This is a genomic window from Rhizobium sp. G187, from assembly GCF_051549525.1.
Lineage (GTDB): Bacteria > Pseudomonadota > Alphaproteobacteria > Rhizobiales > Rhizobiaceae > Allorhizobium.
Map to the genome: position 1 here is coordinate 941,188 of NZ_JBPUGM010000001.1, position 20,381 is coordinate 961,568.

Genomic DNA, 20,381 nt, shown 5'->3' on the forward strand with positions numbered 1-20,381 from the left:
GCCCGCATCGCTGCGAGCCTCTTCTCTCCCTACCCATTTGGCGCGGGAAAATGGGGTACCCCTACGCGGCCCTGCGGTCTTGGGCTCGCCAATGCCGATCGACAATCTCGAAGCCATCGAAGACACGGGCACGGGCTTCGCCCTTTGCGCCCTTGCTGCCAGCGCCCAGCCGCTTGCCGATCTCCTCAAGGGTGAGGTTATCCACCACCGACCACTCGAATGCGTCCAAGATCTTCGGCACGTAAGCCAGCTTTGCGCGGATGATTGCCAACTCGCGCTTGGCATCAATTGCCGCAAGGATCGGCCAGTCGCCTTGCCACTTCTTGGGGACTGGGGCTGCTAGGTTGCGACGGGGCTGCACGTCGACGACTGCCTTCTTACCCTTCAACACCTTAGCGCCTTTGAGCTTGCCTTCTTCGTCGACGTTCTGGACGAGGTAGAGGTTATTCGCTTCCTTGCCGACGAGCTCGGTCGGCCGCGTAGCTGTGTCATGTAGATCGCGGTAACGCTCGGCGAGCGCGAGGCAATGGTCGTTGCGCTCGGTGCGCAGGAGCTTTGCGAGCGGCCAGTCTTGATTGTCGTTCGCAGCCTGCGGCTCATGGAAGCTAGAGGAGTAGACGGCAACGCCACGTTGGCGAAAGGCGTCGATATCGGATCCGGTGACTTTGGCGCCTTTAAGCGTTGCGGGCCGATGAGGCCCCATGTTGCTTGCCGGCCATTCCCAAACTTGGCCGTCGGTGTTCTTGCGTGCAAATTTGATTTTCAACGTCTTCCCCCGTTGAAAGAGTAGCGCTGCCATCCCTGGTCGGCGCCTTGCCGGTGTTCCCGGCGCTGCAAATCGACATGGTGTCGATTTTGGTAGTATGCGACAATTCTACAAATTTGTCAATATGCGCTTCACAGTTTTCTCAAAAAGTCAAGCTTTTTTTAATCGAGCTCATCTGGTGTGTTCTATACATTCAAAATTGACACCAGTTGGCGCCTCTACTATTTCTTGTATTGTTAATTCAGGGATCCTTGAGATGATCAGCCAAAATAATACCATTATTCGTGGACTCGAAGCTAAATACGAAGAAGAATTTAGACGGATTCAGTTGAGCGGCGGAGGGCATATGTTAGCATCTGCCGCTGATGACATAGCTACAATTCGCAAGATCCGCGATTCAGAAGCAGATCCAACTTTGAAGGCGAAATGTGAGGCTTTGCTTTTGAATCTTGGGGCGGATGGGTTCGTCGCTCCGTCGTTGAATTCTCCAAGATCACGCTAAGAGCTGCTTCGGACACTGATAATTCTGCGCACGTCGATCGTCTACGATTCTAGATACACTCAGGTGAAGATGCGCAATAGCATAGCAATAACCATAGCCGTCTGCATGCTTGCGCCGACTTTGGCGAGCGCTAAACCAATATACACCTCTGGCATTATAGATTGCGGTCTCTGGTCGCAACATAGACTAAGAGGCACTGCTGGCGTCTACGAAGCATATCTCCAAGGCACCATGAATGGGCTCGCGCTTGGGTCGGGTGTCGAGTTTTGGAATGCGACGGGCTCAAATCTAAAGCCAGAGCAAGTTTACCTTTGGATGGACAAATTCTGTCGTGATAACCCTCTCAATGGTGTGATCTCGGGCGCGTTCGAGCTGATCGACGAGCACACTAACGGCGCTTTTAAGCAGACAAGAAATTAGTTGCCTGCCCGCGCATACCGCAACCCACACCTCAAACCGTTTGGCGTCGGCGCGTTGATGAGTTCGCAGCCTTCTGCTTTGGCTAGCCGCCCGATCAAGTCGGGAAGCACTACGTCAGCGCCAAGTTTAGCAATCATGGCGTTGCCGTCGTACCGCCGCGAGATGCTGCAGCGGTCGCAAGTCACAGTGATCTTGTGGTTTCGGTAAGTGATAAGGCGACGGGCGCCTGGTCCAATCGACATAGGGTTCTCCATGCCGCCGCGAGTGTCGGCCACCGCTGGCCCTGTTGGGTGATTTAGTGCGGTGGCCGGCGTTGCGTCAAGCTTAGAAGCCAGACGGACCGCTGCGCTTAACCTCGGTTTCGATCGTCAGGCTTTGCGTCCCGAAATGATAAACTTCGACAACATAGGCCGGCTCGCCTTCATCGTCCTTGGTGATGCCGATGACCTTGCATTGCTCCCACGACGGGGTGCACTTGCCGCTAGGCTGGGTGCTGTAGACGCGGCGCTCGGCGATGTAGGGGTTTGGTAGTGCGAACATTCTTTTTCATCCTGGGTAATCTCCTCTGGTTCGGGTTTGTGAGGCGGACTGATTTCCAGCCACACAAGGGAATGCGTTTCCGGAAACGCTTCCCCCTGTAGGGGGTTATCTTTGGAAATCCGGAAATATCAACGTTTTCAATGACTTAGAACGTTTCCAGTTTCGTTGGAAACGGTGGAAATGGAAATGGAAAGCCAAGCCATTTCAGGCACTTAGTATTTCCATTTCCATGGAAACCATGCGTTTCCAACATTAGTGGCAATGCATATTCAGGCTCTAACCATACCTTTCCGGAAACCTCCGAGCCCGGTTGCGAACTGCCCGCCCGGTACGTCTAGCCACTTGGCCACGGTCCCACCAGCAAGGCATAGAACAATAGCACCACTGCTAATCGCTTCAGCAGCGAGCCCTTCAAGCTTGTGCCTTGCCAAGCTCTTTAGCTCTTCCGGCAAGCGTTCTCGCATCGCATACAGGCCGGTTGCCCCCGTCTTCGTGAACGGCTGGCCAGACACGGCAGCGGCCTCGACGGCAATCACCAGAGCGGCACGCAAGTCACCCTGATCAGGCGCCGACGAGCCAAGGCCCGCCGTCTTGTCGATGAGCAGGCCAAAGTCGTTTCTGGCGTAGGTGGATAGTATGCGGCGGGCCGCACCGTTAGCCTTGATCACGCCACCCATGACAATGCGGTTTGGCGCATATTCCAAGCCGAGCGTCTTGCACGTCTTGCGCGCCTTGTCCTGCTCTCCATACCAAAGGCCATAAGCGAGGCGCACGCCGTCGACGAGTGCAGTCGTGCCGCGGACAGCATCGCGCGCGTCTGACAGGTTTTGGATTTCTCGACCGCTCTTCTTCATGTGGTGAGCGAAGAAGATATTCGTCTTCAATTGCGCGGCGACCGTGGCCACCTGGCCGCAAACGAACTGCCCTGCGGCCGGATCCTCATTCAGGGGGATCGCAGCGAAAAGCTGCAAAGGATCAATGACGACAGATCGCAAATCACGGATATCGGCAAGCTGGCCAACGAAGCGTGCCCAGGCATCCGTCGGCACAAGTCCGCGTTGCTTGTCTTGGCGCCAGAACGGCTCGATTGCACCCACTGCAGAGGGCATCGGGATCACGAGGAGCTTGTCGCCCTTGGCCGTAAAGCGCTCGCCATCGGGATCGAGCGAGGCAATTCGGCGGTGCATGGCTTTCTGGTCGTCTTCGCCCGTGAGAAAGACGGCGGTGCCTTCCTGCACAACCTGGCCGCCAAAGATGGGCGGTGCGTATCGCGGCGAGCCAAAAGCGATGCGGCGGGAAAGCTCAAGGAGTGAATAGGACTTTCCGACCTCCCCCATGGCGGCAATCATCCCAGGGATGCCGGATTCAATAACGCCGTCGACAAGGTACTCGACTGGCTCGGGCTCACCAGCGAAACGGCTAGCCTTCCATGCGAAGATGTCCAGTCCGGCTGGCGTGGCCGGAACAGTCTGCGGGGCGTTGTCATTTGCGGCCGCAGGCTTCACCAGCTTTAGACCGCTATTGAAGATGAGGGGCGTGGTTCCGTCCGAAATGGTAACAGATGACATCCATTGGCCAGCCCGCACGACTACGCCACGACCGAAAACCTCATGATCAACCTCATCACCCGGCTCAAGTGGCGAACCGTTAGGCTGCGCTGCGGAATTGTTCATAGGCTTTCTCTGCCTCCTTTGTGACGCGGACTGCATAGTCATGGGTGAAGCTAGCGGCGCGATTGCCCCTTGCGGCAGGGCCGTAGGAGAAGCGCTTTCCGTCGGGTGCCTGCATTAACTTGCAGCCCAGAAGTCGAACTTCTGGCGTCACCTGTAGATCGAACTTCGCGACCTCTCTGACGCCCGGCCGTCCGTCATCCGGGGTCGGGGTTATGGATAGGATTTGCATTCGCCCTCCCGTGGTTGATCGACCCGCCGACGATAGCCGGCAGGCGGTTGGTGATTGATGGCGTAGTGGGGGCCTGGTTAGAGCGTCAGGTGAACAGAGGCACTCACAAGGGCGCCGCTCTTGTCTGTATCGTAGTCAACGCGCTCAACTCGGAATTTCTCTGCATTGTGGGAGTATCGCCAAGTGACGAAGTCGCCCGTACCGGGTATGTGCGGCCAGTCGACCTCAATTCCCTTTGGTTCGTTTTCAGTGTGGACGGCGATCTTCATGCTGCCACCTGCTGCCGGTTGGCAATCTTGCCCCTCACCCACTCCAGCACTTCTGCCCGAACAAACGCCACGCGCCTGTCACCTAGTTCGACAGCAACAGGAAAGCGTCCTTCCGAGCGGTAGCGGTTCAACATGCTGCGGCTCATGCTGGTGATTTTGGCGGCGTCGTTCAGGCTGATCAGAACTGGGAAATTATCGTTGGCAGCTTTTTCCATTTTTTTCTCCTCTGTGGGGTTGACACCTTTGTAGAATTCTGCAATTTTATTGACACGCATGAATAATTGGCTTACCTGTATCCATACGCAACTTACCAGTTAAGCCCATTCTACAAATTAGTCAACATGGATAAAGCGGTTAGAGGCAGTATTTTGCCCACTGTTCCATCAGTGTGTGGCGTCTTTGCAACGCATCCGAGCGCGCATAGCTTCTTTCCACCGCATCACCAACAGCATGAGACAGGGCAGCTTCCGCAATCTCTCGCGGCACGTGAGCGACCTCTGTTGCCCAGTCGCGGAATGTAGACCGGAAGCCGTGCGGCGTGTACTCCCCTCCTCCTGCAGATGCCAGCGCCTTGCCAAGCGCCATATCAGACAACGGCTTGCCACTTCGGACACTCGGGAAAACGTACTCATTGATAGACTCCGCTTTCATGCGGTCCAGCAACTCCACGACCGCCGCCGACAGCGGCACACGATGCGTCTTGCCGGTCTTCATGCGAGCCGCCGGCACGGTCCAGATCTTACCCTTGAAATCAAACTCGGTCCAAAGCGCACCTCTTGCGGACCCGCTGCGCGCCGCGGTCAGTATGGTGAACTCAAGGCAGCGTGCCGACACGCCCTGGAGACCAGCCAGAGACTTCATGAAGTCCTTCATCTGGTCGTGAGGCATAGCGGCATGATGCCCCTCGCCTTCGAGCTTGGCGGGCTTGTGCAGCACGTGCTCAAGATTGCCCCTCCAAGCAGCCGGATTGTCACCTGTGCGCAGCTTCTCGACTCGGGCCGCATCAAGCACCCGCTCAATACATTCGCGCAGCTTCTCAGCGCTCTCCTGCTTCACGCCCCACAACGGCCTTAGGACCGTCTTCACGTCGTCGATATCGATGTCGGCGATCGGCCTGTGGCGGATCGGGGCGGCGTGGTTGGCGATCATATTCCGCCAGCGAGCTTCCGTCTTGTTGCCCCGCCACCTGCCGTGCTTCACGGCCTCGTCAATGAAGCTGTCCGCATACTCGCCGAATGTCGTTGGTTGAGGCTGCTCGGCAAGTGCCTGGCGCTTATCGCGGATTGGGTCGATCCCTGCCCGAACCATTTCCCGCGCCCTGGCCGCACGCTCTCTGGCGTCGGCAAGTCCAACTGTATGAAGCGGGCCGACTCCCATCTCGCGACGACGACCGGCAAGCGTGTAACTGAAGATCCAATATCTGCCGTCGCCTTTCTGCACGAGCCATAGCCCTCCGCCATCGCGCAGTTTCTTAGACTTGCTGGCCGCAATACCCTTCACGGTCAGCACGTTCTGAGTATGAATCCCCATCGACCTTCCCCGCTTTTTCCCACTATTGGGTTGCGGTATGTAGATAGTGCGCATGGACGCAATGGACAAGCTAACCATTGAAAAACAATGCGTTTTAGACTCCGCTGTTGATGCAATGGTTATCTTGGTTGCTATAAAATCTCAGGCCCGGGGAGCCATCTCATTCTAAAAGGCCCGCGCTTTCAAAGCTGCGGGCCTTTTTCGTTTTGCGCGTCCAGACGGATTTTGTGTCGAAACGGTGCGATCATGCCGCCCGGCGAAACATCCTCTTCACCTTTGCCTGCTAATTCAGTCCCAGAACGAGTGGCACGAGAAGGAGATCGGCCAATGTGGCTGCAGCTTCACGACGGGGACGGTTTTCCCTTTTTCGTCAACATGAACAACGTGGTGGACTTCCGCTGGTACCAGCGCGAGGGCTATACATGCCTCCTCACGACAGCGCCCGTTGCCGAAAAGCTGCACCGACTTTTCGTGCGTGAAAGCGCTGACCAGATCATGGCCATGATCCGCGCCGAAGAAGCACGCCTCGCCGGACGCAGCCGGGTCGCCGCCTGACCCGCGACGGACCGATCCTCGGCGATTGCCGATATAATTCGTCCGTCGCAATGATCCTTCACGCGACGGGCTTCGTACGGCGTGGGTAAGCACCTTCTTATCCCGCCGCACAGGTCCCTGCCCCATGCCCGCATCCAATCCCTCTGAAAAGATCCTGATTCTCTGGTTCCGCAAGGATCTGAGACTGGCCGACAATGCAGCCCTCTCGACCGCCGTCGACGAGGGCTTTCGTATTCTGCCCGTCTACATCCGCGAACCCGAGTCGGCCGGCACCGGCCCCTTGGGAGCTGCACAAGCCTGGTGGCTGCATCATTCGCTCACCGCCCTTGCCGCGAGCCTGGAGACGCTCGGCGCGAGGCTTGTATTGCGCTCAGGTCCGGCCGACAGCGTTCTTTCATCACTGATTGCGGAAACCGGGGCCAACGCCGTCTTCTGGAATCGCCGCTACGATCCGCGAGGAATCGTCATAGACCGCGCGATCAAGGCTGAGCTTTCCGAACGCGGCCTCGAGCTGCGCAGCTTTGCCGGCCAGATCCTGCATGAACCCACCAAGTTGAAAACCGGGGCCGGCGGGCATTTCCGCGTCTACACACCCTTCTGGCGAGCGCTGGATGGATCAGGCGAGCCAGCGGAACCAATCCCCGCGCCAAAAGCGCTTTCTGCACCGGCGGACTGGCCAGAGAGCGAAGCGCTCGAGAGCTGGGCTCTGTTGCCGACCAAACCGGATTGGGCTGCCCCCTTCAATGACGTATGGACACCGGGCGAGGCTGGCGCGCATCGTCGTCTCGACGCTTTCATCAAGACGGGCCTCAAGGGCTATCGCGAACGCCGCGACTTTGCCGCTGAGCCGCATGTCTCGATGCTCTCACCGCACCTGGCGCTCGGCGAAATCTCGCCAGCGTCCGTATGGCAGGCAACGCGCGGCCTTTCCGACGACTATTCCAGCGAAGACACCATCCATTTCCGCAAGGAACTGGTCTGGCGCGATTTCTCCTACCACCTGCTCTTCCACTTCCCCGATCTCGCGACCAGGAACTGGAACGCCAAGTTCGATGCCTTCCCCTGGCAGGATGCACCGGACCTGCTTCAAAAATGGCAGAAGGGTGAGACAGGCTACCCGATCGTCGATGCCGGCATGCGCCAGCTCTGGCAGACCGGCTTCATGCACAACCGCGTGCGCATGATTGTCGCCTCGTTCCTGATCAAGGACCTTTTGATCGACTGGCGCGAAGGCGAGCGCTGGTTCCGCGACACGCTCGTCGATGCCGACCCGGCGTCGAATGCCGCCAGCTGGCAATGGGTCGCCGGCTCCGGCGCCGACGCCGCGCCCTTCTTCCGCATTTTCAACCCCATCACCCAGGGCGAGAAATTCGACCCCGAGGGCATTTACGTCCGCCGATTCGTGCCGGAACTGAAGGCAATGCCGAACAAATTCATCCACCGGCCGTTTGACGCACCGCTGACGGTGCTCAGGGACGCAGGGGTCAGCCTCGGCAAGACCTATCCGGCACCGATTGTGGATCACAGCAAGGCCAGGGACGCGGCGATGGCGGCGTTTCAGAAGCTGAGGGCAGAGTGAGCTGAGATAACCAATTGAAATCAAAGGTTGCGCGATAGGAACCATGGCGACCCGCAGAGACCCATGTTAACGGTTTGCAAGCTCATAACCCGCTGCAGGCATACCAATGACGATATCACTCCGCCGCTGGTTTATGGTCGCCGGCACATTCGTGATCCTGGCCGCTGTAGCCGGCATCCTTTCCCTGCGCCAACCCGACGCGGAAGCGGAAGACTTCACGCGTTTCTTCATCAGCGCGGTCGCAGACGGCGAGAATGACGACGATCGGATGGTCACCCGTTGGGGCAATCCTCTGCACGTCTGCGTGGTCGGCACCCCATCGGAGGCAAGCAGATCTCGCGTTCAGCGCTTTTTGTCGTTGATACGGACCAGCACCGCTTTGGACATCGAGGCGACCTTTCACGACAATGTCACAGCCTGTTCCAGTCTCACCTTCCTCCATGTGCATATTCATGCAGGTGGCCATGAAGCGAAACTAAAAATAATCGAAGATATCTCCTTCATTGCCAGCAAGGTTGGCGCGACCAAGCCAATTGACATTCCCATGGACACGAATGGCATGGGCGTCATTTTTGCAAATGATCGGCAAGAACCCTTTGCCTATGCCGCGATGTCGGAATTTGGTGGCGGGAAGACCGCTGAGGACGAGATCATCGCCAACAATGTCATTCAGCAAGAGATTCTCCAGATCCTTTTAGCCGCAAAAGACATAAAGGTAACGTTCAAGCCGCGATCCCTGATCCAAGAGCGCTGGCGGCGCGAGATAGGCGCGGAAGAGCTTGCCGAAAGCACGTCTGCAAAACGGCAATGGATGGCAGATAACGTGAAGAATATCTGCCTCTACGATTTAATCGCACTCAAAACACTGTTTTCGCGAGATACGTTTCGGTTCGACGGCACGCTCGGCGCCTATAAGAAGCACATAAGCGAGAATTTCGACCTTATGCAACGCGAAGCCAGAGAGACCCTTGCTGACCCCTATTATCAATCTCTGATACGCGAGCCGTGCTGAACGCTGGCAGGTCGCCGCAGAAGGCGTTGCGTGCCGTAAAGCAGCCATCCCAGCAATTGACCGAGGAACAGGATCGTCAGGAGGCCAACCAACAGCATCGTGATCGTGGCAACCTGATCCTGGCTCAGGCGACCGAATGTCGGCACTTCGCGCAACTGGTTTGCCAGCCAGACCACGCTGACGCTCCAGCGACAGCCCCAGCCTGTGCAGGCCGATTGAAGGCTTGGAACAAAGGTGACCAACCACGCGACCGAAACCAGGGCGGCACTTCGCCAAGAATACTGGCGAGTGACCAAGTCCCTCTGGATCTGAAGTCCCCTGGCGATCACCAGGAATACACATGCCATAAGCGAAAGAAGGAATATCATGGGGGACATCCTGACTGACGTGTGAGCCCTCAGGTTACGCCCGGATTCCAACCTTCCCCTTAATCAAACCCTTAAAAATTTAGGGAGTTACTTAATCGCATTCCCGATACTGAATTTAGCTCAAGCAGCCATCGCCTGTCGGTCACACTAGCAGCCAGGCGCCTCAATACCCTGGCACCGGCCCATTCGGATTGCGCCTGAAAGCCTCGACATCCCGTTCGATCGCGTAGAGATCGAATTCGAGATCGGCGATCTCGCGCTCGGCGCGGCGGATGTCGCGCTCCAGACGGTCGATCTCGTCGCGCAGGGTGCGCCGCATCTTGCCGTCCTCGGTCCGTTTGATGGCGTCATAATTGCGGTCGATCTGCATGTCCTTGAACGATACATCGCTCTTCAACGAGGAGATGCGCGAACGGGCGCGGTAGGCCTGTTGGCCGAGGCCATAGCCGCGCAGGAAGCCGGCGCTCGTCTCAGCCGGGCACACATTGTAATAGGCATCGCCCGCCTCGCCGCGGCTGAGGCCGTTCAGCGGTGTGCAATAACGGGTCAGGCCGACCTGATAGCCCTGATACCATTGGGTCTGGTCGGGCACGACATTGATGCGGGCGCAGGATTTGACATGGGCGGCGAACCGCTCCTGCGGATTTTCACCCGCCCCGCCATCCGCCTGGCCGATGACAGACCAATCGGCGGCCGCACACTCTTCCTTCGACATGGAGTTGCACGAAGATAGCGCGGCCAGGGCCATGCCGACTGCCGCCCAGAGATAGATACGCATGCTGACCCCCAAATTGACCTCAAACCTTGGCTGGCAACCATAGCGGGTCGCCGCATCTCATCCAAGCGCGCGGAGAGGGCCTTGCACAGACGTTCCTATGGAAGCGATCAGTGCTCCCTAAATTGGCCCGTGTCGATCCGTCGTTTCGGCTCTTCGACACCACGACCTGTGGTGAAGCAGATGGTTTTTCCCTCGCCCCGCCCACGCACGAAAAGCCATTCCTTGCCTTCTTTCGCCGTCGCGCCGAAAAGACCTGTTCACACGTTGCAACCCCGGCCCATCATATTCTTGTCCATACAGACGAAATCTCTGGCCCCGGTGGTTTTCTTACCCGCGCATTTGGTTCTAGTGTCCGCGTCAGACGAAAAGGCAGGCATCATGGCATTTCATCCCTCGGTTCTCGAAGCGATCGGCAATACCCCGCTCATCCGGCTGAAGGGCGCCTCGCAGGCGACCGGCTGCACGATCCTCGGCAAGGCCGAATTCCTCAATCCCGGCCAGTCGGTCAAGGATCGCGCTGCCCTCTTCATCATCCGGGATGCCGAGCGGCGCGGGTTGCTTCGTCCCGGCGGCGTGATCGTCGAGGGCACGGCCGGCAATACCGGCATCGGGTTGACACTGGTGGCCAAGGCGCTTGGCTATCGCACCGTGATCGTCATTCCGGAAACCCAGAGCCAGGAGAAGAAGGATGCGCTGAAGCTGCTCGGCGCAGAACTCGTCGAAGTGCCGGCGGTGCCTTACAAGAACCCGAACAACTATGTGAAGATCTCCGGACGGCTCGCCGCCCAGCTTGCCAAGACCGAGCCCAATGGTGCGATCTGGGCGAACCAGTTCGACAATACCGTCAATCGCGATGCGCATATCGAAACGACGGCGCGCGAGATCTTCGAGCAGACCGGCGGCGCGGTCGACGGCTTTATCTGCGCAGTCGGCTCGGGCGGCACGCTTGCCGGCACCGGCATCGGTCTTCGCAACAGAAAGCCCGGCGTCAAGATCGGCATCGCCGATCCGGAAGGCGCTGCGCTTTACGAGTATTACAAGAACGGCGAGCTGAAATCGGCAGGCTCCTCGATCACCGAGGGCATCGGCCAGGGCCGCATCACGGCCAACCTCGAAGGTTTCACGCCTGACTTCGCCTATCAGATCCCCGATTCCGAAGCGCTCGACATTGTCTTCGACCTTGTCGAGAACGAAGGCCTTTGCCTCGGCGGCTCCTCCGGCATCAACATTGCCGGCGCCATGCGGCTGGCAAAGGATCTCGGCCCGGGCCATACGATCGTGACGATCCTGTGCGACTATGGCAATCGCTACCAGTCGAAACTGTTCAACCCGGATTTCCTGCGCTCCAAGGGTCTGCCGATCCCGACCTGGCTCGAAAAGCGCGCCGATTTCGACCTGCCCTTCGAGACGGCCTGATCCTCATCCGAAAGCATTGCCATGACCACCATCGCCCTTTACCGCGACGATTTCTATCTGGCGACAGCGGAGGCGGTGGTCACAGCGGTGCATGAGGATGGCGCGATCGAGCTCGACCAGACCTGCTTTTATGCCGCGTCCGGCGGCCAGCCCGGCGATACCGGTTTCTTCGAGCGCGAGGATGGCAGCCGCATCCAGCTTTCCGAAACCCGCCATGGGGCCAGCAAGGATGTGATCCTCCACCGTCCGGCCGATGGCGAGCCCCTGCCCTCACTTGGCGAAAAACTCGTGCTGCATGTCGACTGGCCACGCCGCTACAAGCTGATGCGCATGCACACCGCCTGCCATCTTCTCTCCGTCGTCTGCCCCTATCCGATCACCGGGGCTGCCGTTGGCGAGGAGGAGAGCCGCGTCGATTTCGACATGTCGGAGACGATTGACAAGGATCAGGTGACGGCAGACCTGATGAAACTCGTCGGCGAAAACCATCCCGTTTATCTACAGTGGATCACCGACGAACAGCTCGCGGCCAATCCGGGAATCGTCAAGTCGAAGAATGTCCGCCCGCCCGTCGGCCTCGGCCGCGTTAGCCTTGTCTGCATCGGGGAAAACTCCGCCGTTGACAGCCAGCCCTGCGGGGGCACACATGTTTCCGAGACCCAGGAGGTCGGCGCGATTCATATCGCCAAGATTGAAAAGAAGGGCAAGGAGAACCGCCGGTTCCGCATTCGCTTTGGAGCCCCGGACGCTTCTGCCTGATAGAAGATACGGGAGAAGTGCATGTCCGGTGAGAAAAGCCGTTTCGTCGTGTCGGCGGATTGGGTCGAAAAGAACCTCGGATCTCCCGAATTCAAGCTTGTCGACGCCTCATGGTATCTGCCGTCCCAAGGCCGCAACGGCGCGGTCGAATATGCAAGCGGCCACATTCCCGGTGCCGTGTTTTTCGACCAGGACGTGATTGCCGATACGACAACCGGCCTTCCCCATTCGCTGCCCTCGCCGGCCTTCTTTGCCCAGGCCGTCGGTCAGCTCGGCATTTCCGCCGAGGATACGATTGTCGTCTATGACGGCCCCGGCTTCTTCTCCGCGCCCCGCGTCTGGTGGATGTTCCGCGTCATGGGGGCGCGCCGCGTCTATGTCCTCGATGGCGGCTTCGACGGCTGGAAGGCGGAAGGCCGCCCTGTTGAAACCGACCTGCCGGAACCGGCGCCTGTCACCTTCGAAGCAAAGTTCGACCGGGCAAAACTCACGTCCTTCGATCAGATGTCGGCAATTGCCGACAGTGGCGAAAAGCAGATTGCCGATGCGCGTCCTGCTGGCCGCTTTACCGGCGAGGAGCCGGAACCCCGCGCCGGCATGCGCTCGGGCCATATGCCGGCCGCACGCAGCGTGCCGGCCGCCTCGCTGTCGGAAAACGGCCGCCTGAAGGATCTCGCCACGCTGCGCTCGATCTTCACCAGCGCCGGCATCGACCTCAACAATCCGGTGGTCACAAGTTGCGGCTCGGGCGTGACGGCAGCGGTCGTGACGCTGGCACTGGAAAGCCTCGGCCATACCGACAATTCGCTCTATGACGGCTCCTGGTCGGAATGGGGGTCCAAGACCGACACGCCGGTGGCGACAGGCGCGGCCGATCAACTCGCGTCGAAAACCTCCGGCCCGCTCACGGCACATGTGACGAAGCTCGAAATGACCGCGCCGCCAAAGTCGAGCCTGCCGGTGCCGGTCAATATTCAGACGGCGATCATGCGCACGCATGAAATCCCGCTGTCCTTCTATCGCTTCCTGCACCGCCAGGTTGGTGCGCGCTGGCATTGGTATGAGCGTCTGCGCCTGCCGGATGCCCAACTGAAGGCGCTCATCCATGCGCCGAAAGTGTCGATCTCGGTGCTCTACGTCAACGGTGCACCGGCCGGCTTCTTCGAGCTATCGCAGGAGACGGACGATCTCGTCGAGCTCTCCTATTTCGGCCTCTTCGAGCATGCGCTCGGCCTTGGCATCGGCAAGTGGTTCCTGCTGCAATGTCTCTATGCGGCCTGGGCCACCAATCCGAAGAAGGTCACAGTCACGACCAATTCGCTCGATCATCCCCGCGCGCTGCAGCTTTACCAGCAGTTCGGCTTCTCGCCGGTCTCGACCTATAATGCGCTCGTCGACCCGATCAGCGAGGCGGAACTCACGGCGCTCGTGGTGCGTGGCAGCCTGTAGAGCCGTCCTCATACGAGCGGAATGATAAGGCATCCAGGCATCACGTTACGAGAATGCCTTCACGTTGCGCAATGCCGATGGTTGCGCGCGTGCCGCTGTTGAACTCGAGATAGTCAGCCTCGATCCCGTCGCTGAAGATAACACCGTTCTCCGGCATTTCGGAGAGGATTTCGAGCGGCCCATCGGAACCGAAGCGGCCGAGCACGAGCGAGGCTCGGGTCGTGCGGCTCGGAAAGGGCTCACGCACGGTGAAGTGCAGTTCAGGGGCATTGCGGGCAAAGGCACCATCCGGCAGGTCGCCGTCCAGCCCGCCAAGTTCCGACAGACCGGCTGCCATGCCCGCATAGATGCTGCGCAGCCAGCCGGTCGAGCCAAGGCCGGTCGAGACGATGATACCGCTGGAAGACTGGCGCTCGGATCGCTCCCCCAGGGTCAGCACATAGCGCGCAGAGACATGACTCTTCGGGCCAATGAAGAGATCGTTGACGGCCAGCAGCGAAGCGCCGTTGTTCAGCCGCGCCTCGGCCATGGTCACCGTATCCAGCATCCGTCTGCCGGCCAGCAGGTCCGGCATCAGGCGTCCGAGATCCTTGGGCACGAATGGCAGCAATACGCCGTCCCAGCGCGCAGGATCAGGATTGACGCCGATGACCGGCTGCCCGTCGAGATATTTCAGCGTATTGGCCACCAGTCCGTCCTGGCCGAGCACGACGACGATATCGTCCCCGCCAAAGACGAAATTGGGCAGGTAGCGCCGATCGAGCTTCTGGACCCGCAGCCGCTGGCGAAGTGCGGCCTCTGCCTCGGCAACGGCCTGGGCATAGTGTTCATGCTCAGTGAGATAGTCACCGTAGTCGGCGCCGAGATGCTCAAGGTAAAAGCGCGCCTGCTGGCGGGTGTTGAAGCGGCGGGTGAGTTCCTCCAGCCGCGTCTCCCTGACCACCAGGACAGCCTTGCGGTCGGTGTCCTTGCTCATCTCCGGCGCTCCGGTGCCTGCATCATCTCGCGCAGAAGGTCTGGCGACATGTTCAGCTGGCCGATCTTGCCCGCATTGTCGGCGAGATCGCGGAAGGCGAGCGCCATCAGCTGCTGCGGGTTCATGCCGACAGAGGCAAGCGCCTGCAGAAGTTTCGGCTCGGCCCCCTCGAAGGCCTTCATCATCCGGTCAATGCCATAGGCCTTGGCATCGGCTTCGGCGCGCTGGTTGGCGGTTGCCAGTTCGACGAGGTCACGGTTCTGTGCCTCGCGGGCGATCTGGGCGGCCATCTCGGCGCGCTCGATGTCGATCCGGCGCTCAAGCACGGCGCGCTCGGCATCCATGGCCGCTTCACGCACCTGGCGTTTCTTGTTTTCCACCGCCACTTCGGTGGCAAGCTCGTTCTCCCGGATCGACCGCTCCTGCTCGATGGCCGCATTGCGTCGCGCATAGATGGCCTCGTCCGCCGTCTTCAGCAGCTGCTCGCGAGTCTCGGCTTCCAGGGCGCGGGCGGTCTCCGGCTTCGGGCGGATGGCCAGGATCGAGAGACCCACGACATCAATGCCGAGCGAGCCGATGGCGCCGCTTTGTTTCAGGCTTGCCAGAAGGCCGTCGACCAAGCCTTCGCCAGCGCCAAGAGCCGCCCGCAGGTTCAACCCGCGAAGGGCTGCCCGGATTGCCACCTGCACCTGCTCGCTGAGAAGCAGTTCGATGCTATCAGGATCGTCAGAGACATAGGCGCCACGCCGATTAACGGTGAAGTTCAGCATCTCGGCCGTCCGCTCCGGATCGACAATGCGATAGGTCGTCTGCCCCTGGATCGTCACCTCCTGGAAGTCCGAGGTCGTTTCCTCGAACATGAAGGGTGCATGCGCCGTGCCGGTCGGGAGAATGGCAATCGAGCTGACCGGCTCATAGTACCACAACGACAGGCCAGGCCCCTTTCGGAAAACCTTGCCAGCCTTGTGCTGGATGACGAACTGGGTCGGCATCGCCTTCAGGTATCTTACTCCGAACATCGCATTCTCCTTCGCCTGCCTGCGGCCCGATCGGCCACAGCCATTGAACTATCCACCTTCGTTGATTTTGTCAACTAAGTTAGTTTTCACTTTCAACTAAGGTGCTGCGGCGCTATGAAGGAGGCGAAGGAGACTGCGTCATGACCTATCCCCAACTCGCCGTGACGGTGGATGTCGCCATCTTCCGTCTGCTCAACGGAGCGCTGCACTGCGCGCTGGTCCGCCGTGATGCCGAGCCCTTTGCCGGATCTCTGGCACTCCCCGGCGGCTATGTGCACGGCCAGGAGGATGGCACCTTGGAGGATGCGGCCCGTCGAGTCTTGCGTGACAAGACCGGGGTCGAGACCCCCTATCTGGAGCAGGTGGCAAGCTTCGGCGACATGGCACGCGACCCACGCGGCTGGTCGGTGAGCATTGCCTATATGGCATTGATCCGGCCCGCGGATGAAGTGGCGGAGATCACGCAGCAGGAGGGCGACCGGCTGCACTGGGTGCCAGCAGACGAGACGGCCCTGCCCGAGCCGCTCGCCTTTGATCACGCCCGGATCCTGGACGCCGCGATCCGCCGATTGCGCGACAAGGTGGAATACAGTTCCCTGCCCGCCCATCTGCTGCCCGAGCATTTCACGCTGCCGGAACTGCAGGCGATCTACGAGAACCTGATCGGGCGACCGCTCGACAAGTCCGCATTTCGGAAACGCATGGCGGAAGCCGATTTCGTCACGCCCGTCGAAGGCGTCAAACGCGCCGCCAGCCACCGACCGCCACAGGTGTACCGGCTGAAGGACGAGGCACGCGCCGTCCTGTTCAACCGGGTGCTCTGAAGCCATTCCAGCACATGTGCGGAGCGGTCTTGCCTCGGGACGTGCTCGAAACCAAAGAGCGAGAGCCTTCCCGCACCTCCGTTCATGCGCAAAGGCTTTGGCACGACAGCCGCTCGCGGGCGTCGGGAGTGGCTTACCTCACTTCGACTTCAACTTGACGGCGCCCAGGCCACCTTGCGCCTGATCTGCCGCATCGTCTTCAGTCTCGGTGCCATTGTCTTCGGCTGCCGCTTCCTGCTCCTGGTTTTCGAACCAGGTGCTGATCAGGCCGGCGTGGAAGGCTGCCATTTCGTAGCAGAATGTGATCTCGCGATCCTGGGCGCTCCAGAAGGCATTCTCGGTGCCGCAGGTCTTGCCGGTCAGCTTGATGCCACCCTTCAGGTTATAGCCTTCGCCAAACACGGTGGCGATCGTCTCCAGAACGGATGCCGACTTCAGGAGATCGGCAAAGCCCTGCAGGTCGGCATTGCCGGCCGGCTCGTAGGTCACGGTAAACGCGGTCTTCTGGCCTTCCTTCATATTGGCCGCCAGCAGGCTCATCCAGCTTTCACGGGTCTTCTGGTATTCGAAGACGCATTCCTGGCGACGCTCTTCGGGGAAGTCGAGCGAATCGGCAAAGGTCTTGAAGAATTCCGCATTGGCGCCCGTCATCATGCAGACGATGCTATAGGCCCGCTGCCGGTCGAGGCCGTGGGTGCCCATAAAATCGTCTTCCTGCGGCCCGTCCTCCTTGGCCTCATCAATCAGGAACCAGCCATCGGCGGCGTCCTGGATTGTGGTGTTCAACTCCTCGTCCTCGGCGCCGAGCAAGAGCACAGAAGACAGCGCATCAACCGCATCCTCCTCGCGCCCCAGCACAGGCAAATTGAGTTCGGAGACCAGCATGTGGCCTGCCTCGTGGAACAGGATGAAAATCGCATTGTTGACGACAAACCGCTGCCCTTCCTCAACCTGTTCCGCCGTCAGTTCGGCGGCCGTGGCGGATGAGACAGGCGTAAAGGCTGAGGCCGCAAGCGTTGCGAGCACGGCTGCGGCAGCGGACTTGAATGAAACCATGTGTGAGCCCCTAACCCCAATTGGATGCGCCCATTATGTAGAGGAGAGGTTAAGCGACCGGAATCGCCATTTTTGGTTTTGCGGTCGGGATACAAGGACATTGCTGCGCAGGAAACGGGTGGCGGTCGCGTGGTTGGCGCGCCAGTCTGCCGAGACGTTCCCCCTCTCACAGCCCGAGGCCCGCCAATGACACGACCGATCCAATTCCACGCCATGCCCTCCGACGACGCCGAGGCCCTTCGCAATGGCGGTCTCGACGCCTATAGCCTGGCACCGGAAAGACGCCTCTCGCCCGGCGGCTATCCGTGCCGCCATTGCCTGGACGAGATTGCCAAGGGCGAGGCCTACCTGACGCTCGCCTATCGCCCCTTCCCCGAACTCCAGCCTTATGCCGAGACCGGACCGATCTTTCTGCATGCCGAGATTTGCCCGCGCTATCAGGCGCTGGAAATCTTGCCGCCCATGCTCGTCAGTCCGGATTATATCGTGCGCGGCTATGGCGAGGATCATCGCATCGTCTATGGCAGCGGCGGCGTGGTCGCGACGGAAGCCATACCGGCGCGGGCCGAAGCCCTTTTCACCGATCCGCGGATCGCTTACCTGCATATCCGATCGGCCCGCAACAATTGCTACCAGTGCCGCGTCGACCGGAACCCGGCACCCCCCTGAACCCGCACCAACGCGTGGTTCAGTTGCAATTCACCTTCCCCGTGCAAAGCTCCTCCGATCGAACCAGAAACCGGAGGGCACATCATGGACAGACGCCAATTTCTCCTCGCATTCGGGGCCGCTGCCATCCTGCCGAGCGTCGTGCCGCTCGATTTCATCATGCCGGGTGCTGCCATGGCGCAGGAGGCCCCGAGCGAGGAGATGATCCTTCGCCGTCTCGATGCGGCCCCGCAGCGTCAGGTCGCGCCGCAGAACCGGGTGACGATCGACGAGTTCAAGCGTCGGCCGGAGCTGCGCCGCGCGGCCCCCTCGATCGACATCCAGGCAATCAATTTTGCCACGGGCTCGGCAGAGATCCCGCGCTCGGAATATCGCAAGGTGCGCCAGATCGCCGGCGCCATGGAGCGTATCTTGCGTCGCCGACGCGCGGTGCGTTTCCTGATCGAGGGGCACACAGATGCCGTCGGCTCCGCCTATTCCAACCAGATCCTCTCGGACCGCCGCGCCACCTCCTTGAAACAGGTGCTGGTCCGCGAATTCGGATTGCCGGCGCGCGTGCTGGATACGGTCGGCTACGGCGAAGACTATCTGCTCGTGCCGACAGAGCGGGACGAATGGCGCAATCGCCGGGTCACCCTGCGCCGCATCGACGATTTTGTTCGCTGAGGCGCGAGCCGCACGCCTCTTCGAAGGCGCTCTAAAAGAAGGCGCCCCCGCCATGGCAGGGGCGCCTTTCCGGTTTTTCAGCCTCGCGCGTTTCAGGCGACGGCGAGCGCCTTTTCCGGTGCCACGGCTTCGTATCCGAGCGCCTCGGCAACCGGCATATTGGTCACGCGGCCTTTGTGGACGTTGAGGCCGTTGCGCAGATGGCGGTCCTCGGCGATGGCGCGCAGACCGCGATCGGCGAGCGCCAGACCATGGACCAGCGTTGCATTGTTGAGCGCATGAGCCGAAGTCACCGGAACCGCACCCGGCATGTTGGCGACGCAGTAATGCACGATGCCGTCAACTTCATAGGTCGGGTCGGAATGCGTGGTGGCATGCGAGGTTTCAAAGCAGCCGCCCTGGTCGATGGCAACGTCGACGATCACAGCGCCCTTCTTCATGCCAGAAAGCATTTCGCGGGTGACCAGCTTCGGTGCGGCAGCCCCCGGGATCAGCACAGCGCCGATGACGAGATCGGCTGAGAAGACTTCCTGCTCCAGCGCGTCGATGGTCGAATAGACGGTATGAACGCGGCCGCCGAAGATGTCGTCCAGCTGGCGCAGGCGTGGCAGGGAGCGATCGAGAATCGTGACGTCTGCGCCGAGGCCAACGGCCATTTTGGCAGCATGCAGGCCGACGACACCGCCGCCGATCACAGTGACCTTGGCCGGCAGCACGCCCGGGACACCACCGAGCAGGATGCCGCGGCCGCCATGGGCCTTCTGGAGCGCAGTTGCCCCCGCCTGGATGGCAAGGCGGCCGGCAACTTCGGACATCGGCGCCAGCAACGGCAGGCCGCCGCGCTCGTCGGTGACGGTCTCATAGGCAATCGCGGTCACGCCGGATGCGATCAGGCCCTTGGTCTGTTCCGGATCCGGGGCCAGATGGAGATAGGTATAGAGAAGCTGACCGTCGCGCAGCTGCGCCCATTCGGAGGGCTGCGGTTCCTTGACCTTGACGATCATGTCGGACTGTTCGAACACGTCCTTGGCAGAGGCGGCGATCTTCGCGCCTGCAGCCCTGTATGCGCCGTCATCGGCGCCGATGCCCGAACCTGCTCCCGTCTCGATCAGGACCTCGTGGCCATGCGCCACATATTCCCTGACCGCGCCGGGGGTCAGACCGACACGATATTCGTGGTTCTTGATTTCCTTCGGGCAACCGACACGCATTCAGCGTTCCTCTCTTATATGGGCCTTGGCCGCTTGTGGATTGAGATGGTGAAATTGAACCATCGATCGCGCAGAATGTCCTTGCAAAGTGAAGGAGGCAGACGCAGAAATTTCG

Annotated in this window: 22 protein-coding genes; 10 read left to right on the forward strand and 12 right to left on the reverse strand. The window is 60.1% G+C overall.

The genetic code is table 11. From position 1 onward, the window contains the following. Positions 1-61: 61 nt before the first annotated feature. On the reverse strand, positions 62-799 hold the full coding sequence (locus ACSV9I_RS04540) for a hypothetical protein (RefSeq protein ID WP_438327561.1): 738 nt from the start codon (positions 797-799) through the stop codon (positions 62-64). Between the two features lie 223 nt (positions 800-1,022). On the opposite strand from ACSV9I_RS04540, the gene ACSV9I_RS04545 reads away from it, so the two are divergent. After that, positions 1,023-1,268, forward strand: a complete 246-nt coding sequence (locus tag ACSV9I_RS04545) for a hypothetical protein (RefSeq protein WP_438327562.1) — start codon at positions 1,023-1,025, stop codon at positions 1,266-1,268. A gap of 744 nt (positions 1,269-2,012) precedes the next feature. Here the strand turns inward: ACSV9I_RS04545 and ACSV9I_RS04550 are convergent. The 5 genes from ACSV9I_RS04550 to ACSV9I_RS04570 form a co-directional block, all read right to left on the reverse strand. After that, the gene (locus tag ACSV9I_RS04550) at positions 2,013-2,228 is read right to left on the reverse strand and encodes a hypothetical protein (protein WP_438327565.1); all 216 of its coding nucleotides are present in this window, start codon (positions 2,226-2,228) and stop codon (positions 2,013-2,015) included. 269 nt (positions 2,229-2,497) lie between these two features. Further along, complete coding sequence (locus ACSV9I_RS04555) at positions 2,498-3,901, reverse strand: AAA family ATPase (protein ID WP_438327567.1); 1,404 nt, start codon at positions 3,899-3,901, stop codon at positions 2,498-2,500. Next, positions 3,876-4,130 (reverse strand): hypothetical protein, encoded by a 255-nt coding sequence (locus ACSV9I_RS04560; RefSeq protein WP_438327572.1) that lies wholly within the window; start codon positions 4,128-4,130, stop codon positions 3,876-3,878. Before ACSV9I_RS04560 ends, ACSV9I_RS04555 begins: the two co-directional genes overlap by 26 nt. Before the next feature lie 265 nt (positions 4,131-4,395). Further along, positions 4,396-4,674: a helix-turn-helix transcriptional regulator gene (locus ACSV9I_RS04565; RefSeq protein WP_438327574.1), complete on the reverse strand. Its 279-nt coding sequence runs from the start codon at positions 4,672-4,674 to the stop codon at positions 4,396-4,398. 79 nt (positions 4,675-4,753) lie between these two features. After that, the gene (locus ACSV9I_RS04570; protein WP_438327576.1) at positions 4,754-5,929 is read right to left on the reverse strand and encodes a tyrosine-type recombinase/integrase; all 1,176 of its coding nucleotides are present in this window, start codon (positions 5,927-5,929) and stop codon (positions 4,754-4,756) included. A 327-nt stretch (positions 5,930-6,256) separates the two neighbouring features. On the opposite strand from ACSV9I_RS04570, the gene ACSV9I_RS04575 reads away from it, so the two are divergent. The 3 genes from ACSV9I_RS04575 to ACSV9I_RS04585 all read left to right on the forward strand — a co-directional run bounded on the left by ACSV9I_RS04575 (position 6,257) and on the right by ACSV9I_RS04585 (position 9,075). Further along, complete coding sequence (locus ACSV9I_RS04575; RefSeq protein WP_054159981.1) at positions 6,257-6,484, forward strand: hypothetical protein; 228 nt, start codon at positions 6,257-6,259, stop codon at positions 6,482-6,484. Between the two features lie 124 nt (positions 6,485-6,608). Next, positions 6,609-8,063, forward strand: coding sequence for a cryptochrome/photolyase family protein (locus ACSV9I_RS04580; RefSeq protein ID WP_438327578.1), 1,455 nt, complete (start codon positions 6,609-6,611; stop codon positions 8,061-8,063). Positions 8,064-8,169: 106 nt separating this feature from the next. Continuing rightward, positions 8,170-9,075, forward strand: a complete 906-nt coding sequence (locus ACSV9I_RS04585; RefSeq protein ID WP_438327579.1) for a hypothetical protein — start codon at positions 8,170-8,172, stop codon at positions 9,073-9,075. Here ACSV9I_RS04585 and ACSV9I_RS04590 read toward each other — a convergent pair. Together ACSV9I_RS04590 and ACSV9I_RS04595 are read right to left on the reverse strand one after the other, a co-directional pair. Next, complete coding sequence (locus ACSV9I_RS04590; RefSeq protein ID WP_438327580.1) at positions 9,048-9,443, reverse strand: hypothetical protein; 396 nt, start codon at positions 9,441-9,443, stop codon at positions 9,048-9,050. The two genes, ACSV9I_RS04585 and ACSV9I_RS04590, sit on opposite strands and share 28 nt — an antisense overlap. A gap of 163 nt (positions 9,444-9,606) precedes the next feature. Then, entirely contained in the window at positions 9,607-10,221 is a 615-nt protein-coding gene (locus ACSV9I_RS04595; RefSeq protein ID WP_438327581.1) for a DUF2799 domain-containing protein, read from the reverse strand. A 378-nt stretch (positions 10,222-10,599) separates the two neighbouring features. Here ACSV9I_RS04595 and ACSV9I_RS04600 point away from each other — a divergent pair, with 378 nt between their 5' ends. The 3 genes from ACSV9I_RS04600 to sseA are packed head-to-tail and all read left to right on the forward strand — an operon-like array spanning position 10,600 to position 13,845. Next, the gene (locus ACSV9I_RS04600) at positions 10,600-11,637 is read left to right on the forward strand and encodes a cysteine synthase A (protein WP_054159986.1); all 1,038 of its coding nucleotides are present in this window, start codon (positions 10,600-10,602) and stop codon (positions 11,635-11,637) included. A gap of 21 nt (positions 11,638-11,658) precedes the next feature. Beyond that, on the forward strand, positions 11,659-12,396 hold the full coding sequence (locus ACSV9I_RS04605) for an alanyl-tRNA editing protein (RefSeq protein WP_438327583.1): 738 nt from the start codon (positions 11,659-11,661) through the stop codon (positions 12,394-12,396). Between the two features lie 21 nt (positions 12,397-12,417). Then, positions 12,418-13,845, forward strand: a complete 1,428-nt coding sequence (gene sseA / locus ACSV9I_RS04610; RefSeq protein ID WP_438327585.1) for a 3-mercaptopyruvate sulfurtransferase — start codon at positions 12,418-12,420, stop codon at positions 13,843-13,845. Between the two features lie 40 nt (positions 13,846-13,885). Here sseA and ACSV9I_RS04615 read toward each other — a convergent pair whose 3' ends face one another. Both ACSV9I_RS04615 and ACSV9I_RS04620 read right to left on the reverse strand, forming a co-directional pair. Then, positions 13,886-14,821, reverse strand: a complete 936-nt coding sequence (locus tag ACSV9I_RS04615) for a sugar kinase (RefSeq protein WP_438327587.1) — start codon at positions 14,819-14,821, stop codon at positions 13,886-13,888. Next, positions 14,818-15,840: an SPFH domain-containing protein gene (locus ACSV9I_RS04620; protein WP_438327589.1), complete on the reverse strand. Its 1,023-nt coding sequence runs from the start codon at positions 15,838-15,840 to the stop codon at positions 14,818-14,820. Before ACSV9I_RS04620 ends, ACSV9I_RS04615 begins: the two co-directional genes overlap by 4 nt. A 140-nt stretch (positions 15,841-15,980) precedes the next feature. Here ACSV9I_RS04620 and ACSV9I_RS04625 point away from each other — a divergent pair, with 140 nt between their 5' ends. Next, positions 15,981-16,664, forward strand: coding sequence for an NUDIX hydrolase (locus ACSV9I_RS04625; RefSeq protein ID WP_438327591.1), 684 nt, complete (start codon positions 15,981-15,983; stop codon positions 16,662-16,664). A gap of 138 nt (positions 16,665-16,802) precedes the next feature. On the opposite strand, the gene ACSV9I_RS04630 is transcribed toward ACSV9I_RS04625, so the two are convergent. Then, a complete protein-coding gene (locus tag ACSV9I_RS04630; RefSeq protein ID WP_438327592.1) occupies positions 16,803-17,720 on the reverse strand; it encodes a DUF4344 domain-containing metallopeptidase in 918 nt (305 codons plus the stop codon). Between the two features lie 186 nt (positions 17,721-17,906). Between ACSV9I_RS04630 and ACSV9I_RS04635 the strand changes: the two genes are divergently transcribed. After that, positions 17,907-18,389: a DUF1203 domain-containing protein gene (locus tag ACSV9I_RS04635; RefSeq protein WP_438327594.1), complete on the forward strand. Its 483-nt coding sequence runs from the start codon at positions 17,907-17,909 to the stop codon at positions 18,387-18,389. An 81-nt stretch (positions 18,390-18,470) separates the two neighbouring features. Beyond that, entirely contained in the window at positions 18,471-19,055 is a 585-nt protein-coding gene (locus ACSV9I_RS04640) for an OmpA family protein (RefSeq protein WP_438327705.1), read from the forward strand. A 92-nt stretch (positions 19,056-19,147) separates the two neighbouring features. On the opposite strand, the gene ald is transcribed toward ACSV9I_RS04640, so the two are convergent. Beyond that, positions 19,148-20,266: an alanine dehydrogenase gene (gene ald, locus ACSV9I_RS04645; RefSeq protein WP_054159993.1), complete on the reverse strand. Its 1,119-nt coding sequence runs from the start codon at positions 20,264-20,266 to the stop codon at positions 19,148-19,150. Positions 20,267-20,381: the final 115 nt, after the last annotated feature.

Bases quoted from the DNA above. Each gene is read 5' to 3' on its own strand.
- ACSV9I_RS04540 (WP_438327561.1), bottom strand. From the start codon at position 799: ATGGCAGCGCTACTCTTTCAACGGGGGAAGACGTTGAAAATCAAATTT.
- ACSV9I_RS04545 (WP_438327562.1), top strand. From the start codon at position 1,023: ATGATCAGCCAAAATAATACCATTATTCGTGGACTCGAAGCTAAATAC.
- ACSV9I_RS04550 (WP_438327565.1), bottom strand. From the start codon at position 2,228: ATGTTCGCACTACCAAACCCCTACATCGCCGAGCGCCGCGTCTACAGC.
- ACSV9I_RS04555 (WP_438327567.1), bottom strand. From the start codon at position 3,901: ATGAACAATTCCGCAGCGCAGCCTAACGGTTCGCCACTTGAGCCGGGT.
- ACSV9I_RS04560 (WP_438327572.1), bottom strand. From the start codon at position 4,130: ATGCAAATCCTATCCATAACCCCGACCCCGGATGACGGACGGCCGGGC.
- ACSV9I_RS04565 (WP_438327574.1), bottom strand. From the start codon at position 4,674: ATGCGTGTCAATAAAATTGCAGAATTCTACAAAGGTGTCAACCCCACA.
- ACSV9I_RS04570 (WP_438327576.1), bottom strand. From the start codon at position 5,929: ATGGGGATTCATACTCAGAACGTGCTGACCGTGAAGGGTATTGCGGCC.
- ACSV9I_RS04575 (WP_054159981.1), top strand. From the start codon at position 6,257: ATGTGGCTGCAGCTTCACGACGGGGACGGTTTTCCCTTTTTCGTCAAC.
- ACSV9I_RS04580 (WP_438327578.1), top strand. From the start codon at position 6,609: ATGCCCGCATCCAATCCCTCTGAAAAGATCCTGATTCTCTGGTTCCGC.
- ACSV9I_RS04585 (WP_438327579.1), top strand. From the start codon at position 8,170: ATGACGATATCACTCCGCCGCTGGTTTATGGTCGCCGGCACATTCGTG.
- ACSV9I_RS04590 (WP_438327580.1), bottom strand. From the start codon at position 9,443: ATGATATTCCTTCTTTCGCTTATGGCATGTGTATTCCTGGTGATCGCC.
- ACSV9I_RS04595 (WP_438327581.1), bottom strand. From the start codon at position 10,221: ATGCGTATCTATCTCTGGGCGGCAGTCGGCATGGCCCTGGCCGCGCTA.
- ACSV9I_RS04600 (WP_054159986.1), top strand. From the start codon at position 10,600: ATGGCATTTCATCCCTCGGTTCTCGAAGCGATCGGCAATACCCCGCTC.
- ACSV9I_RS04605 (WP_438327583.1), top strand. From the start codon at position 11,659: ATGACCACCATCGCCCTTTACCGCGACGATTTCTATCTGGCGACAGCG.
- sseA (WP_438327585.1), top strand. From the start codon at position 12,418: ATGTCCGGTGAGAAAAGCCGTTTCGTCGTGTCGGCGGATTGGGTCGAA.
- ACSV9I_RS04615 (WP_438327587.1), bottom strand. From the start codon at position 14,821: ATGAGCAAGGACACCGACCGCAAGGCTGTCCTGGTGGTCAGGGAGACG.
- ACSV9I_RS04620 (WP_438327589.1), bottom strand. From the start codon at position 15,840: ATGTTCGGAGTAAGATACCTGAAGGCGATGCCGACCCAGTTCGTCATC.
- ACSV9I_RS04625 (WP_438327591.1), top strand. From the start codon at position 15,981: ATGACCTATCCCCAACTCGCCGTGACGGTGGATGTCGCCATCTTCCGT.
- ACSV9I_RS04630 (WP_438327592.1), bottom strand. From the start codon at position 17,720: ATGGTTTCATTCAAGTCCGCTGCCGCAGCCGTGCTCGCAACGCTTGCG.
- ACSV9I_RS04635 (WP_438327594.1), top strand. From the start codon at position 17,907: ATGACACGACCGATCCAATTCCACGCCATGCCCTCCGACGACGCCGAG.
- ald (WP_054159993.1), bottom strand. From the start codon at position 20,266: ATGCGTGTCGGTTGCCCGAAGGAAATCAAGAACCACGAATATCGTGTC.